We start from the raw sequence: 13,332 nt of genomic DNA, 5'->3' as shown, positions 1-13,332 counted from the left end.
TGACACCACGGTGCGCCAGATCGTCATGGGCAACAATCTGATCAGCGTGCCGGCAAACTTCATCCGCTTCGACCAGGCCAGGCGCGACGGCATCGCCTCGCGGCTCGATCTCTATCTGCGCTATCCCGAGATGGACGGCTACAGCGCGGCCGCGCGCGACGACTTCAACCACACCACGACCAGGAAGATCATATTCCTGTCGTTCGAACCGCGCATGATGTCGCGCGACATGAGCGGCCGTTTCGCGCCGATCTACAGCGCCCTGGTCGAAAAGCCCGGCACGCCGGGGCCGGGCGGCACGACGGTTTACGCTTTCAGCGAAAAATCAGGCTATCTCAGCGAGGTGCTGGCCGTCGCCGAGCGCCCCGGCAAGGATCCGTTCGTCGCCCGCTGCCTCAGCGGGCCGAGCGCGGAGGAATCGCTGGCGCCTTGCGAGCGCGACGTCCAGGTCGGCGACGATCTCAGCCTCACCTACCGCTTTCCGCGCGAGCTGCTGGCGAACTGGCCGGCGCTGGACGCGGCGATTGCCGCCAAGGTGGCGAGCATCCTGAAAACGGGACACTGACGGCTGGTTCAACGCTTCTCCCTCTCGGGCGCCAAGACATTGTCTGGCATCGCGCTGACAAGGCGCGCTAAAGATCGACCATGATGCCAGCCTATCTCGACTTTGACACATCGAATCGCCGCCTGCGTCTCGACCCGCACGAACCGGCCTTCGTGCAGCACCCATACGAGGCCTATGCCTTCCTGCATAGCACTGCCAACGCGTTCTTCTGGGAAGACTACGGCTTCTGGTGTTTCGGCGGCTTCGACGACGTCAACCGCTTGCTGCGCGACCGCCGTTTCGGCCGCCAGAACCCGGCGGGGATTCCCGACAGCCGCGGCGTTGGCGAAGACCGCTCGCACCTCGTGGCCTTTGATGCGATCGAGGCCAACTCCATGCTGGAACTCGAGCCGCCGGTGCACACGCGGCTCAGAACGCTGGTAAACCGCGCCTTCGTCTCGCGCCAGGTCGAACGGCTCAGGCCACGAATCGAGGCCTTGGCCAACGAGTTGGTCGACCGCTTCGAGCCAGACGGCGTCGACCTTTTGCCGGCCTACGCCTCGCCTTTGCCGATCACCATCATCGCCGAGATGCTCGGCGTGCCGGTCGAGATGGGGCCGCAACTGCTCGACTGGTCGCACCAGATGGTGGCCATGTACATGCACGGCCGCACACGCGAAACCGAGGACACAGCCAACCGCGCCGCACGCGATTTTGCCGCGTTCCTGCGCGGCTACGTCGCCGAGCGGCGCAAGAAGCCGGGCGACGATCTGCTTTCCCTCCTGATCGAGGCCCAGGACAACGGCCAGAGGCTGTCGGAAGACGAGCTGGTGTCCTCGGCCATCCTGCTTCTTAACGCCGGTCATGAGGCGACGGTGCACCAGACCGGCAATGCGGTGCGCTCGATCCTGGCGCAAGGTGGCGATCCGCGCCGCTTCTTCGCGACACCCGAGGCGAATGCCGCGACAGTTGAGGAATGCCTGCGCTACGACGCGCCGCTGCACATGTTCCTGCGCTATGCCTATGAGGAGATCGAAGTGTCACCAGGCATCGTGGTCAAGCCCGGCGAGATGGTCGCGCTTCTGCTCGGCATGGCCAATCACGATCCCCAGGCTTTTGCCGAGCCCGACACCTTCAATCCGGCCCGCGCGGACCAGAAGAATGTCTCCTTCGGCGCCGGCATCCATTTCTGCATCGGCGCGCCGCTGGCGCGGCTTGAGTTGCAGGTCTCGCTGAAGACGCTGTTCGACCGGCTGCCGGAACTACGCCTGGCGGAGACGCCGCGCTTCCGCGACACTTATCATTTCCACGGGCTGGAGCGGGTTGCCGTGACTTTTTGATAGGCGAACCGACCCTGCCTAGAGCAGCCAAAATTGTCGTTCGGGAACCTAGAACATGAAATTCGCCTACCTGCAGGAACCACCCTTCTGCTTCGCCGACGCATCGGGCTCGGTCGTCGGCTGCGACGTGGAACTCGCCAAGCGGATATGCCAGATGCTCGGGCTGGGCGAGTTTTCGCCCGTCGAAGCCGAGTTCGCTGAACTGCTTCCCGGGCTGGTGGACAACCGATGGGACATGACGACGGGCCTGTTCATCTCGGACGAGCGCAAAAGGCTCGTTGAGTTTACGCGCCCGATCTGGTCGCTGCCTGACGGACTGATGGTGGCGAAGAACAATCCGTTGGGGCTGGAGGGCTACCGCTCGCTTGCCCTGCACCCTTCAGCGGTACTTGCAGTGATATCGGACCAGGTTCAGCATCAAACCGCGTTGCAGAATGGCGTTCCGCCCAATCGGGTCAGGATATTTGCGACGCAGGCTCAGGCGGCGGAGGCCGTGGCGAAGGGTATGGCGCAGGCATATGCCAGCGTCGCCATGGCGCATCGCGGCTACATTGCCCAGCGCCCCGACGAGCGGCTCGATGTCGTCGAGGTTCCCGCATCGGAGAAGCGGCCGGCCGCCGGCGCGTTCGCATTGGCCAAGGGCAATGCCGCGTTGCGCGAGCGGATCGATCGGTGCCTGAGCGATCTGCTCGGAAGTCCGTGGCACCGGAACATGATGAGCGAATGTGGTTTTTCCGACGACGATGTCGACCGACTGTTGTGAGCCGGCCGAAACCGTCAAAGCTTGATCACATATTCCTTGCGCGTCGTCTCGAGCACTTCCCAGGTGCCCTTGAAGCCTGGCCTCAGCACGAAACTGTCACCGGCTCGCACGGTGCGCGGCTCGCCGCCGTCCTCGGCGATCACCGAGACGCCGGACAGTATGTGGCAGAATTCCCATTCGTCGTAAGAGATGCGCCATTTGCCTGGCGTCGCTTCCCAGATCCCGGCATAGAGGCCGCCGTCGCGCTCCTCGACATTCCAGGTGCGGAATTTCGGATCGCCCGAGATCACTCGGTCCGAGGCCGGCGCACCGGCCTCCGGCTCGACGGCTTCGATATCGACCGCAAGAAAGGCAGACATATCAGACCTTGCTCAGCGCCTGCTCGAGATCGGCGACGATGTCGTTGACGTCCTCGATGCCGATCGACAGCCGCACCGTATCCGGCCCGGCGCCGGCCTTGACCTTCTGCTCATCGGAGAGCTGGCGATGCGTCGTCGAGGCCGGATGGATGACCAGCGACTTGGTGTCGCCGACATTGGCGAGGTGCGAGAACAATTCCAGCGCCTCGACGAATTTGACGCCGGCCTCGTAACCGCCCTTGAGGCCGAATGTGAAGACCGCGCCCGCGCCCTGCGGCGAATATTTCTTCTGCAGCGCGTTGTTCTTGTCGCTCGGCAGTCCGGGATAGTTCACCCAGGCGACCTTCGGATGGTTGGAGAGCCAGCCGGCGACGCTCGCGGCGTTGTCGCAGTGGCGCTGCATCCTGAGCGGCAGCGTCTCCAGGCCGGTCAGGATCAGGAAAGCGTTGAAGGGCGAGATCGCCGGGCCGAGGTCGCGCAGGCCAAGAACGCGCGCGGCGATGGCGAAGGCGAAATTGCCAAAAGTCTCGTGCAGGACGAGCCCGCCATATTCGGGGCGCGGCTCCGACAGCATCGGGTATTTGCCCGACTTCGACCAGTCGAACGTGCCGCCGTCGACGATGACGCCGCCGATCGAATTGCCGTGGCCGCCGATGAATTTTGTCAGCGAATGGACGACGATGTCGGCACCGTGTTCGATCGGCCGCACCAGATAGGGCGAAGCCAGCGTGTTGTCGACGATCAATGGCAGGCCATGCTTGCGGGCGATGTCGCCGATCTTCTCGATGTCGACGAAAACGCCGCCAGGATTGGCGAGGCTTTCGATGAAGATCGCCTTGGTTCTGTCGTCGATCTGGTTCTCGAAGGTCGAGAGGTCGTTGACGTCGGCCCAGCGCACTTCCCAGCCATAATTCTTGAAGGCGTGGCCGAACTGGTTGATCGAACCGCCATAGAGCTTGTTGGCGGCGATGAAATTGTCGCCCGGCTGCATCAGGTTGTGAAAGACGATTACCTGCGCGGCATGGCCGGAGGCGACGGCAAGTGCGGCGGTGCCGCCTTCCAGCGCGGCGACGCGCTCCTCGAGCACCGCCTGCGTCGGGTTCATGATGCGGGTGTAGATATTGCCGAAGGCCTTCAGCCCAAACAGCGAAGCGGCATGGTCGGCATCGTCGAAGACAAAGGAGGTGGTTTGATAGATCGGCGTGGCCCTGGCGCCGGTCGCCGGATCGGGCTTGGCGCCGGCATGAACGGCCAAGGTGTTGAAACCGGGCGTACGGGTCATCTAAATCTTCCTCTCCTGATCTTCGAAAAAACGCCGGGCATTCTTGGCGAAGCCCGGGTTGGAATGCAAAGAAGAAAATACCTTTCAGGGCGCGATCTGCGACCAACGCCCGAGAAAATCCGTTTCTTCCCGGAATAATTTTGCGCGCGCCGCTAGGCGCCTACTTCTGGCGCACGCCGAAGCTCTGAAACCCCTGGCGCATCAAGGGTTTCTTCGACGACAGAACGCCGGAGTTGACGCCGGTCCAGCCGATCTCGCCGGACAGCTTGCCGTATTCGATCTTCGGGCAGCGGTTCATCACCACCTTGATGCCGGCCGCCTCGGCGCGGGCGGCGGCCTCCTCATGACGCACGCCAAGCTGCATCCAGACGACCTTGGGCAACGGGTCGAGCTTCAGCACCTGGTCGATGATGCCGGGCACTGCCGAGGAAGCGCGAAAAATGTCGATCATGTCGACCGGCTGTGGCAGGTCGGCCAGGCTGGCATAGACAGTGCGGCCCAGGATCTCCTTGCCGGCATGGCCGGGGTTGATCGGGAACACCGAAAAGCCTTTAGCCAATAGATATTTCAACACGAAGTAGCTCGGCCGCACGTCGTTGGGCGACGCGCCGATCATGGCGATCGTCTTCACCGAGTTCAAAATGCCGGCGATGTAGGCGTTGTCGTAAGTGTCGTGATTCATGGTTCGTCCTCATACAGCGCTTCGGCGAGAAAGGCAGCCGGGTCGCTGCAGAAGTCGCGCATCATGCGAAAATGGTCGGTGTCCTGAAAATCGATCGGGTCGAGGCCGAAGCGGCTGATGCGGAAGAGCCGCGCATTCGGACAGGCCATCAGCAGCGGCGAGTGCGTCGCCATGATCACCTGCGCCGTGCCGGATTGCTCCATGCGTTGAAGCAATTTGAGCAACTCGATCTGGCGCGTCGGCGACAGCGCGCTTTCGGGCTCGTCGAGGATGTAGATGCCTTGCCGGCGGCAGCGCTCCTCGAAGAAGCGGATGAAGCCTTCGCCATGCGACCAGGACAGAAAGTCGGGTGGCGGTGGCCTGAACGGATCTTCGAGCGCTACCTTATCGAGATAGCGCGCGACCGAGTAGAACGATTCAGCGCGGAAGAACCAGCCGGCCGTGACCTTCGGCAGCCAATGGCCGCGCAGCGTGTCCGCAAGCGCCGCGCCGCTTTTGTCGATGGCGATGGAATGATCTACCGGACGATACCCCTTGCCGCCGCCCGCCTCGTCATAGCCTGCCAATGCTCCGATCGCTTCCAGCAGCGTCGATTTGCCGGTGCCGTTCTCTCCGACGATGATGGTCATGGCCGAGGCGAATTCGAACTCGAATTCGCGGTCGCGAAAACTCGGCAGGTTCTAGGGATATTGGTCCCAGTCGGCAACCCGCGACGGCTCAAGCAGGATGCGCTTGAGATAGGGTGCCTTCAGCCGCGTCAGTTGCTTGCGGGCAGCCACGTCGAACCTTCAGCGATGGGATGGTGCGGCTCCATGCAAACCGGCTACTCGTCGGACCATTGCGGCTTGCGCTTGCCGATGAAGGCGCCGATGCCTTCCTCGGCGTCGCGCGCCAGCATGTTTTCGACCATCACGCGGCCGGTATAGGCATAGGCGTCGGCCAGCCCCATTTCGGCCTGGGCGTAGAAGGCTTCCTTGCCGGTCTTGACCACCAAAGATGACTTGGAAGCAATGGTTTGGGCGTATTTGTCGACAACCTGGTTGAGATATTCACGCGGCACGATGCGATTGATCAGGCCGAATTCCTTGGCGGTCGCCGCGTCGATCGTCTCGCCGGTGAGCAGCATTTCCATCGCCTGCTTGCGCGAGACATTGTGCGACAGCGCCACCATGGGCGTCGAGCAGAACAGCCCGATATTGACGCCCGGCGTGCAGAAGGTGGCCTCGTGCGAGGCGATGGCGAGGTCGCAGCTCGCGACCAGTTGCAGACCGGCGGCGGTGGCGAGACCGTCGACCTCGGCGATGACCGGCTTCGGGTGGCGAACGATGGTCTGCATCAACTTCGCGCAGGCAGCGAAGGTTCTTTCGAAGAAGGCTTTGCCGCGGTCCGGCTCGGCGCGGTGCGCCGTCATTTCCTTGAGGTCATGACCTGCGCAGAACACTTTTCCCGACGCAGCCAGGATGATGACGCGCACGGATTTGTCGGCCTTCACGCGATCGAGTTCGGCCTGCAGCGCTGCCATCGTCGCCAGCGAGAGCGCATTGGCCGGCGGGCTGGCGAGCGTGAGGCGCAGGATGCCCTTGTCCTGGCTGACAAGAATGGGGCCGTCGGCGACGGCGGGCTTGATGGCAACAACTTCAGCCATGTCCAACCTTTCGGGTCAGCGCTCGCGGCGCATGGAGCAACAGAACTAGCACGCTGCTGGTTGCAGAACAGCCGCGAGGCGTGTTTTCTCCGTCGCACCGTTTGGTCCAGGCATATCGCCCGGAGCTTGTCACCACATATAGGACGTTGCCCATGCCCGCCCAAAGCGATCTGAAGCCAATGCTCGATGCGGCCGAAGTCAATGCGCTGATGGCAAGCGTCTATCCGCAGCTCAACGACAGCTTCACCTCCTATGAGGCGATCGACGTATTTCCCGGCGGCTGCACGGTTCGGCTCAACGCCGACGAACGGCATCTGCGTCCCGGCGGCACGGTGTCCGGTCCGTCGCTGTTCACGCTGGCCGACATCGGCGGCTATGTCTGCGTGCTCAGCCACGCCGGACAGGACGCGCTGTCGGTGACCATCAATCTCGACATCAACTTCATGCGCAAGGCCGAAGCCGGTCCAATCGACGGCCATTGCCGGATCCTGAAGCTCGGCAAGAGCCTGATGGTGTTCGACATCGACATCGTGGCGGGCCCGGATGGGCACACTGTGGCCCATGCCACGGGGACCTATTCGATCCCTCGTAAGTCTTCTCAAACTTGATACCGCAGTGAGATGTGTATATATATGCGCATAGGTGACATTTGATCGAGCGTGACAGCCGCCGCATCATAAAGCGGCTGAGAGACGACGGCTTCGAATTGGTCTCAGTTCGGGGCTCGCATCACAAATTCCGAAAAGGCGCCATCGTGCTTGTCGTTCCGCACCCGGAAAAAGATCTGCCAGTCGGCACTGCTCGCGCGATCGCCAAACAGGCAGGCTGGATTCGCTAGACCTGAAGTATACAATCAGGAGACTGTAATGAAGAACTACTTCGCGCTGGTTGAGAAGGATGCCGACAGCGCATTCGGTATTCGCTTCCCCGACATTCCGGGCTGTTTTTCAGCGGCCGATGTACCCGAGGATATCGTGCCGAATGCAATCGAGGCCCTGCAACTTTGGGCCGAGGATATGTCCGTGCCTGAACCATCCAGCCATGAGGCGATTGTATCGCTTGCCGATATCCGTACCGCGCTATCTGAAGGAGCTTATCTGGTCTCCGTGCCGCTGATCGACAATGACAGTGCCGTGGTCAGGGCGAACGTGACATTCGAACGCGGTGTCCTGCGCGCAATCGATGCCGCCGCGCGCGAGCGCGGCATCACTAGGTCCGCGTTTCTCTCAAGCGCCGCCCGCAGGGAAATTGAGGCAAAGCACTAGCGCGAGGGCGACTGGCATCGATCACCTTTGTGGTAAAATAATACCGTTCGGCCAAGCCATTGTTTTTTCTTTATTTTATTCGCTAAACGCATTTTCCGCTGCCTTGACGCATAAGGCCCCCTCGCCTATAAGCCCTCGCGAAGCAGCGGCCCGCAACGGCCGCCGTTTTGTTATTGGCGGGTGGCTTCGGTTTTCCCGTCAATCCAAGCAACAAGAAACGCCTTCTCTTGTCCCTCGTGGACGGGAAAGGTCAAACTGAGAGCAAAACCATGGCTACCTTTTCGCAGAAGCCTGCGGATGTGGTGAAGAAGTGGGTGCTGATCGACGCCGAAGGTCTCGTCGTCGGTCGTCTGGCCACTGTCATCGCCAACCATCTGCGCGGCAAGCACAAGCCCACCTTCACCCCGCATGTCGATGATGGCGACAACGTCATCGTCATCAATGCCGACAAGGTGGTGTTCACTGGCAAGAAATACACCGACAAGGTTTATTACTGGCACACCGGCCATCCCGGCGGCATCAAGGAGCGCACCGCGCGCCAGCTGCTCGAGGGCCGTTTCCCCGAGCGCGTCGTCGAGAAGGCCGTCGAGCGCATGATCCCGCGCGGCCCGCTTGGCCGCCGCCAGATGAAGAATCTCCGCGTCTATGCCGGCGCCGAGCATCCGCACACCGCCCAGCAGCCCGTCACGCTCGACGTGGCCAAGCTGAACTCCAAGAACAAGAGGGCTTCGTAATGGCTGAGCTTTCCTCGCTCGCAGAACTCGGCACCGTCGCCGCGCAGCCGGCCGCGCCCGTGCATGTCCAGAAGCTCGACAAGTCGGGCCGCGCCTATGCCACCGGCAAGCGCAAGAACGCCATCGCGCGCGTCTGGGTGAAGCCGGGCTCCGGCAAGATCACTGTCAACGACAAGGAATTCGCGACCTATTTCGCGCGTCCGGTGCTGCAGATGATCCTCAACCAGCCGATCGTGGCGGCCAACCGCGCCGGCCAGTACGACATCGTCGCCACCGTCATCGGCGGCGGCCTCTCCGGCCAGGCCGGTGCGGTCCGTCACGGCATCTCCAAGGCGCTGACCTACTATGAGCCGGGCCTGCGCTCGGTGCTCAAGAAGGGCGGCTTCCTGACCCGCGACAGCCGCGTGGTCGAGCGCAAGAAGTACGGCAAGGCCAAGGCCCGTCGCAGCTTCCAGTTCTCGAAGCGCTAAGCGCCGGGAATCCAAGCTTTCGAAAAGGCCGCCTCCGGGCGGCCTTTTTGTTTTCCGCTACCAGTGCCCGGCCGGCGTCTTGATGTAGTCGATGAAGGCACGCAGCGGCGCCGGCACCAAGCGGCGCCCGGGATAGTAGAGAAACGGCCCCGAAAAGTTTTGCCACCACGGCTCCAGCACGGGCTCCAGCACGCCGCTCTCGAAATGCGGGCGTACCCAGTCTTCGAAGAGCCAGAGAATGCCGACGCCGGCGATCGCCGCGTCGATGGCAAGATCGACGCCTCCGCCGATGCTGACGAGCAATGGTCCCGTGGTATCGACCCGCACCACCTCACCATCCCGCTCGAACTCCCAGGGCGTCATGACCCCGCTCGGGAAGCGGCCGCGTATGCAGGCATGGCCAAGCAGGTCACGCGGATGCTGCGGCCGGCCGTGCCGGTCAAGATAGGCCGGCGCTGCGGAGGTGGTGAAGCGCTGCGTGCGCGGTCCGATCGGCACGGCGATCATGTCCTGCTCCAGCCGCTCGTCATAGCGGATGCCGGCATCGCAGCCGGCCACCAGCAGATCGATGAAATTCTCCTCGGCGATCACCTCCAGGCGAATGGCAGGATAGGCCGCCAGAAATCCCGGAACGATTCTTGGCAGCACCAGCCGCGAGGCGCTTATCGGCACGTTGAGCCGCAGGGTTCCGGCAGGCCGGTCACGAAAGCCGTTCACCACATCGAGCGCGGCTTCCACTTCGCCCAATGCGGGGCCGAGCCGCGCCAGCAGGCCGGCGCCGGCCTCGGTCAAAGCGACACTGCGCGTTGTACGGTTGAAGAGCCTGACACCGAGCTGGGTTTCCAGACGGCGGATGGCTTCACTGAGCGCGGAGGCGCTGCCCGCCGTGGCGCGGGCGCCTTCGCGAAAGCCGCCGGCGCGCGCCACAGCCATGAATGCCTGGAGATCGTTGAGGTCAGCCACTGTTCTGCAATCCGTACAAGTTGTTTCGATTATACCCGGTTATCTGGACAACGGCCATGCCCTATCTCCCTCGTCGACAGCGAAGGAGAACCACGATGTCCAGCGTAAACAAATCCGGCACCTATAAACTCGGCGACCGTTCGGTCCGCCGCCTCGGCTACGGCGCCATGCAGCTCGCAGGCAAAGGCGTGTTCGGTCCGCCGAAAGACCATGACGCGGCCATCGCCGTGCTGCGCGAAGCGGTAGAGCAAGGCGTGAACCATATCGACACCAGCGATTATTACGGGCCCTATGTCACCAACAGGCTGATCCGCGAGGCGCTTGCGCCCTACCCCGACGACCTCACCATCGTCACCAAGATCGGCGCCCGCCGTGGCGAAGACGCCTCCTGGCTGCCGGCCTTCACAGCCGACGAGCTCGAGCAGGCCGTGCACGACAATCTCCGCAATCTCGGTCTTGAGGTGATGGACGTCGTCAATCTGCGCATCATGTTCGGGGTGCATGGTCCGGCCGAAGGTTCCATCGAGGCGCAGGTCACCAAGCTTGCCGAGCTGCAGCGCAAAGGCCTGGTGCGCCATATCGGCTTGAGCAACGTCACCCGCGCGCAGATCGCGGAAGGCCGCAAGATCTGCGACATCGTCTGCGTGCAGAACCAGTACAATCTGGCGCACCGCGACGATGACGCGCTGATCGATGAGCTGGCTCGCGACTGCATCGCCTATGTGCCGTTCTTCCCGCTCGGTGGGTTCAGCCCGTTGCAATCGTCGACGCTGTCCGACGTGGCCGACCGGCTCGGCGCGACGCCGATGCAGGTGGCGCTGGCGTGGCTGCTGCAGCGTTCGCCCAATATCCTTTTGATACCGGGCACCTCTTCGGTCGCGCATCTGCGGGAGAATCTGGCAGCCGCGGAGTTGGAGCTGTCGGCTGATGTGTTGAACGAGCTGGATGGCGTGGCGAAAGCTGCGTAGGTCGGCGCAGCACCCCGCCCGCGCCTGCGGCGCGACCTCCCCATCGAGGGGAGGTAGGGCGCCGCGCTTTATGCTTGAACGCCAGTTTAGCATTCAGGATTACCGCACCGCAGGCATGCAGCGACGGCAGTTTGGCACGACGTTCTACCTCCCCTCGATGGGGAGGTCGGCGCGAAGCGCCGGGCGGGGTGAAGCGCCGACGCCAGCTAATTAATGCTCGCCGTATGCGCCGGCTCGGCCTGCCTGATGTCCGTCGTATAAGGCACCCGATAGCCATTCGCCGCCAGCCACTCGATCGCCGCTTTCGGCTCGTCGGTCTGGATGATCGTTGCGCCGCGGTCGACCCAGAAACCCCAGGCCTCGCGTGGCAGGCCGGCGGCGACGGCGAGTTCGTCGCCACGGCCGCCGGCAAGGAAGCCGCCCGGCTTGTGCACGATGGCGTAGGTGTCGGCCCAAAGGTGCCAATCGCCGCCGGCCGCTTCCGCCCGCATATGGTTGCTGAACAGCGGCCCGCCAGAGGCGGTCAGCGTCTCGGCGCCGTTGCGCCAGTTGATCAACTCGATGGCGCGCGGCGCGAACACCTTGTCGACCTCATCGGCGAAGGCGGCATCATGCACGGCGTCGTCGGCGAGGATCGGCATGAACTGGAAGCCGCCGCCTGCGCTTGTAAGCGCGGCACTGGCGGCATCGATGCGCTGCCGGTTCCAGAGGTTCTCCTTGACGATCACCTGGTCGGCCATGCCGAGGTCGCGCGCCTCCGCGACCATGCCCGGCAGGTCGGTCACCTCCAGCTTGTTGTCGAGGTTGATCAGGATCCTGTCCCTGGTCGTCAGCAGCATCTCGCGCAGCGTCGACACCGTCTCGTTGGTGACGGCGCCCGTGCCCTCGATGACCAGCCGGCAGTTCTTCAGCTCGGCCAGCGTGTAGTTCACGACCTCCCCCTTGCAGGTGGTGGTGCGGTCGAGCCAGCTGTCATGCATGATGACGAACTCGCCGTCCTTCGCGCGCCGGACATCGACCTCGACGATCTCGGCGCCGATCGCGATCGACCCTTCGACCGCGGCCAACGAGTTCTCGGCATAAAGCGTCTTGCCGGCCTGCATGCTGCCGGCGCGGTGCGCGGCGATCATCACATGATCGCGCCATTGGTTGGCGTGCTCGAAGCGATCGAGGATTTGGGTGGCGCGCGTCTCGCCGGCTAGACTTTGGTTAGGAATTGCACCAAGCGCGGCGGACAGAAAAAGCCTCAGCCAGAGTGTTCGCATCGGGGAATCGCTCCGTTCCGGTCGCGACCCGGTTAGGCGATGCCCATGACAGGGCGGTGAACGAAGCCGGCTAGCTGTTTCGTATCGAAGTCCGTCAAATACGCTTGGAAAGGCGCCGGAACCAGGCGAGCGCCGGCATTTCGACGAAGCGCCAGGTGAACCACGACGCGACGACGACGGCGATCAACATCGCGATCAAAGCCGCAAAACCGATCAAGGGCGAGCCGGCGCCGAAGCCGGTCGCATGCTCACCTCGCAGCATCAGGTCGCCAACGATGCCGAGCCCGAGCTTGCGCTCGAGAAGGCCGCCGGCATTGATCATGCGCGCCTGGACGAAGATGTGGACCATATAGATCGAATAGGAGAGCGAACCGAGCAGCAGCATCGGCCGGCTGCGCAAAGCCACGCTGACCCACCCACCCTCATGCGCAAAAAGGTAAAGCGCCAGCGCGAAGACGACGGGCGCCGCGATGCCGATGTCGTTGGTGCCGGCGATGGAGACGAACAGCGCGATCCCCGCGATCATCACCAGCTCCGCAATCGTCCAGGCGATGCGCCCTGCCCCGCCGCTAAGCGCCTGTCGCGCCTCTGCAATGGAATCGTGTTGAAACCAGGCGAGCAGCGCGCCGAGCGAGAAGCCGTAAAGGCAACGGATGAAGCCGAAGTCGAAGGACACGTCCATATGACGCGTCGAGACCGCCACCAGGAAAAGCGGCGCCGTCACCGCGGCGGCGACGAACCATATCCAGGCGCGCTGTCCAGCAGTGAAGAAGACGGCGGCAAACAGCAGATAGGTGAAGAACTCGGCCGAAATGCTCCAGCTCGGCGCGTTCCAGCTCAGATGATCCTCGACGCCCATGCCTTGCAAAAGGAAGAGGTTGGCGATCAAGCTTTTCAGGTCGAAACCGGCGGTGAAGGGCGCCGGACCCGTTCCGTGCAGCGCCGGCAGGACGAGCCGCAGCGCCTCGAAGCCAGCGAAAGCGGCAAGCATCATAAGATGCAGCGGATAGATGCGGCCGAAGCGCACGAGCGCGAAACGGGCAAGATCGTCC

The 13,332-nt window shown here is 63.1% G+C and carries 16 protein-coding genes and 1 pseudogene; 9 read left to right on the top strand and 8 right to left on the bottom strand.

Features of this window, described 5'->3' with window-relative positions:
• The 3 genes from EOA28_RS08895 to EOA28_RS08885 form a co-directional block, all read left to right on the top strand.
• On the top strand, window positions 1-565 hold a 565-nt coding region (locus EOA28_RS08895), incomplete at its 5' end, for a hypothetical protein (RefSeq protein WP_128314820.1).
• An 80-nt stretch (window positions 566-645) separates the two neighbouring features.
• A complete protein-coding gene (locus tag EOA28_RS08890) occupies window positions 646-1,884 on the top strand; it encodes a cytochrome P450 (protein ID WP_127250762.1) in 1,239 nt (412 codons plus the stop codon).
• 55 nt (window positions 1,885-1,939) lie between these two features.
• Window positions 1,940-2,647, top strand: coding sequence for a transporter substrate-binding domain-containing protein (locus EOA28_RS08885; protein WP_127250763.1), 708 nt, complete (start codon window positions 1,940-1,942; stop codon window positions 2,645-2,647).
• Between the two features lie 14 nt (window positions 2,648-2,661).
• On the opposite strand, the gene EOA28_RS08880 is transcribed toward EOA28_RS08885, so the two are convergent.
• The 5 genes and pseudogenes from EOA28_RS08880 to EOA28_RS08860 form a co-directional block, all read right to left on the bottom strand.
• Entirely contained in the window at window positions 2,662-3,006 is a 345-nt protein-coding gene (locus EOA28_RS08880; RefSeq protein WP_127250764.1) for a cupin domain-containing protein, read from the bottom strand.
• A 1-nt stretch (window position 3,007) separates the two neighbouring features.
• Entirely contained in the window at window positions 3,008-4,288 is a 1,281-nt protein-coding gene (locus EOA28_RS08875) for an O-acetylhomoserine aminocarboxypropyltransferase (RefSeq protein WP_127250765.1), read from the bottom strand.
• A 160-nt stretch (window positions 4,289-4,448) separates the two neighbouring features.
• Window positions 4,449-4,970, bottom strand: a complete 522-nt coding sequence (locus tag EOA28_RS08870) for a CoA-binding protein (protein ID WP_127250766.1) — start codon at window positions 4,968-4,970, stop codon at window positions 4,449-4,451.
• Window positions 4,967-5,749 (bottom strand): annotated as a pseudogene (locus EOA28_RS08865) (AAA family ATPase). The gene EOA28_RS08870 and the pseudogene EOA28_RS08865 overlap by 4 nt, the downstream one beginning before the upstream one ends.
• Window positions 5,750-5,793: 44 nt before the next feature.
• Window positions 5,794-6,615: an enoyl-CoA hydratase gene (locus EOA28_RS08860; RefSeq protein ID WP_127250768.1), complete on the bottom strand. Its 822-nt coding sequence runs from the start codon at window positions 6,613-6,615 to the stop codon at window positions 5,794-5,796.
• Between the two features lie 152 nt (window positions 6,616-6,767).
• Here EOA28_RS08860 and EOA28_RS08855 point away from each other — a divergent pair, with 152 nt between their 5' ends.
• The 5 genes from EOA28_RS08855 to rpsI all read left to right on the top strand — a co-directional run bounded on the left by EOA28_RS08855 (window position 6,768) and on the right by rpsI (window position 9,084).
• Window positions 6,768-7,223 carry a PaaI family thioesterase gene (locus EOA28_RS08855; protein WP_127250769.1) on the top strand — a complete coding sequence of 152 codons (456 nt, stop codon included), beginning with the start codon at window positions 6,768-6,770 and terminating at the stop codon, window positions 7,221-7,223.
• A gap of 44 nt (window positions 7,224-7,267) precedes the next feature.
• Window positions 7,268-7,453, top strand: coding sequence for a type II toxin-antitoxin system HicA family toxin (locus EOA28_RS08850; RefSeq protein WP_126083820.1), 186 nt, complete (start codon window positions 7,268-7,270; stop codon window positions 7,451-7,453).
• 28 nt (window positions 7,454-7,481) lie between these two features.
• Window positions 7,482-7,880 (top strand): type II toxin-antitoxin system HicB family antitoxin, encoded by a 399-nt coding sequence (locus EOA28_RS08845; protein ID WP_126082863.1) that lies wholly within the window; start codon window positions 7,482-7,484, stop codon window positions 7,878-7,880.
• 269 nt (window positions 7,881-8,149) lie between these two features.
• Window positions 8,150-8,614: a 50S ribosomal protein L13 gene (rplM, locus tag EOA28_RS08840; protein ID WP_040983169.1), complete on the top strand. Its 465-nt coding sequence runs from the start codon at window positions 8,150-8,152 to the stop codon at window positions 8,612-8,614.
• The gene (gene rpsI / locus EOA28_RS08835) at window positions 8,614-9,084 is read left to right on the top strand and encodes a 30S ribosomal protein S9 (protein WP_040999876.1); all 471 of its coding nucleotides are present in this window, start codon (window positions 8,614-8,616) and stop codon (window positions 9,082-9,084) included. Before rplM ends, rpsI begins: the two co-directional genes overlap by 1 nt.
• 57 nt (window positions 9,085-9,141) lie before the next feature.
• Here the strand turns inward: rpsI and EOA28_RS08830 are convergent, their stop codons facing one another.
• Window positions 9,142-10,047 (bottom strand): LysR family transcriptional regulator, encoded by a 906-nt coding sequence (locus EOA28_RS08830; RefSeq protein WP_127250770.1) that lies wholly within the window; start codon window positions 10,045-10,047, stop codon window positions 9,142-9,144.
• Window positions 10,048-10,142: 95 nt separating this feature from the next.
• On the opposite strand from EOA28_RS08830, the gene EOA28_RS08825 reads away from it, so the two are divergent.
• Window positions 10,143-11,015: an aldo/keto reductase family oxidoreductase gene (locus tag EOA28_RS08825; RefSeq protein WP_127250771.1), complete on the top strand. Its 873-nt coding sequence runs from the start codon at window positions 10,143-10,145 to the stop codon at window positions 11,013-11,015.
• Window positions 11,016-11,221: 206 nt separating this feature from the next.
• Here the strand turns inward: EOA28_RS08825 and EOA28_RS08820 are convergent, their stop codons facing one another.
• Both EOA28_RS08820 and EOA28_RS08815 read right to left on the bottom strand, forming a co-directional pair.
• The gene (locus tag EOA28_RS08820) at window positions 11,222-12,280 is read right to left on the bottom strand and encodes a glycerophosphodiester phosphodiesterase family protein (protein ID WP_128314819.1); all 1,059 of its coding nucleotides are present in this window, start codon (window positions 12,278-12,280) and stop codon (window positions 11,222-11,224) included.
• A 94-nt stretch (window positions 12,281-12,374) separates the two neighbouring features.
• On the bottom strand, window positions 12,375-13,332 hold a 958-nt coding region (locus tag EOA28_RS08815; RefSeq protein ID WP_148670673.1), incomplete at its 5' end, for an acyltransferase.

This window comes from Mesorhizobium sp. M2A.F.Ca.ET.067.02.1.1 (genome assembly GCF_004023285.1).
GTDB lineage: Bacteria > Pseudomonadota > Alphaproteobacteria > Rhizobiales > Rhizobiaceae > Mesorhizobium.
Note: the sequence above shows the minus strand (reverse complement) of the source record. Positions and strands in the feature narration are given on the sequence as shown.

What these genes read in the sequence shown, in the direction of transcription:
- rpsI (WP_040999876.1), top strand. Translation starts at nt 8,614, where the DNA reads ATGGCTGAGCTTTCCTCGCTCGCAGAACTCGGCACCGTCGCCGCGCAG.
- EOA28_RS08845 (WP_126082863.1), top strand. Translation starts at nt 7,482, where the DNA reads ATGAAGAACTACTTCGCGCTGGTTGAGAAGGATGCCGACAGCGCATTC.
- EOA28_RS08820 (WP_128314819.1), bottom strand. Translation starts at nt 12,280, where the DNA reads ATGCGAACACTCTGGCTGAGGCTTTTTCTGTCCGCCGCGCTTGGTGCA.
- EOA28_RS08880 (WP_127250764.1), bottom strand. Translation starts at nt 3,006, where the DNA reads ATGTCTGCCTTTCTTGCGGTCGATATCGAAGCCGTCGAGCCGGAGGCC.
- EOA28_RS08890 (WP_127250762.1), top strand. Translation starts at nt 646, where the DNA reads ATGATGCCAGCCTATCTCGACTTTGACACATCGAATCGCCGCCTGCGT.
- EOA28_RS08855 (WP_127250769.1), top strand. Translation starts at nt 6,768, where the DNA reads ATGCCCGCCCAAAGCGATCTGAAGCCAATGCTCGATGCGGCCGAAGTC.
- EOA28_RS08860 (WP_127250768.1), bottom strand. Translation starts at nt 6,615, where the DNA reads ATGGCTGAAGTTGTTGCCATCAAGCCCGCCGTCGCCGACGGCCCCATT.
- EOA28_RS08875 (WP_127250765.1), bottom strand. Translation starts at nt 4,288, where the DNA reads ATGACCCGTACGCCCGGTTTCAACACCTTGGCCGTTCATGCCGGCGCC.
- EOA28_RS08885 (WP_127250763.1), top strand. Translation starts at nt 1,940, where the DNA reads ATGAAATTCGCCTACCTGCAGGAACCACCCTTCTGCTTCGCCGACGCA.
- rplM (WP_040983169.1), top strand. Translation starts at nt 8,150, where the DNA reads ATGGCTACCTTTTCGCAGAAGCCTGCGGATGTGGTGAAGAAGTGGGTG.
- EOA28_RS08825 (WP_127250771.1), top strand. Translation starts at nt 10,143, where the DNA reads ATGTCCAGCGTAAACAAATCCGGCACCTATAAACTCGGCGACCGTTCG.
- EOA28_RS08870 (WP_127250766.1), bottom strand. Translation starts at nt 4,970, where the DNA reads ATGAATCACGACACTTACGACAACGCCTACATCGCCGGCATTTTGAAC.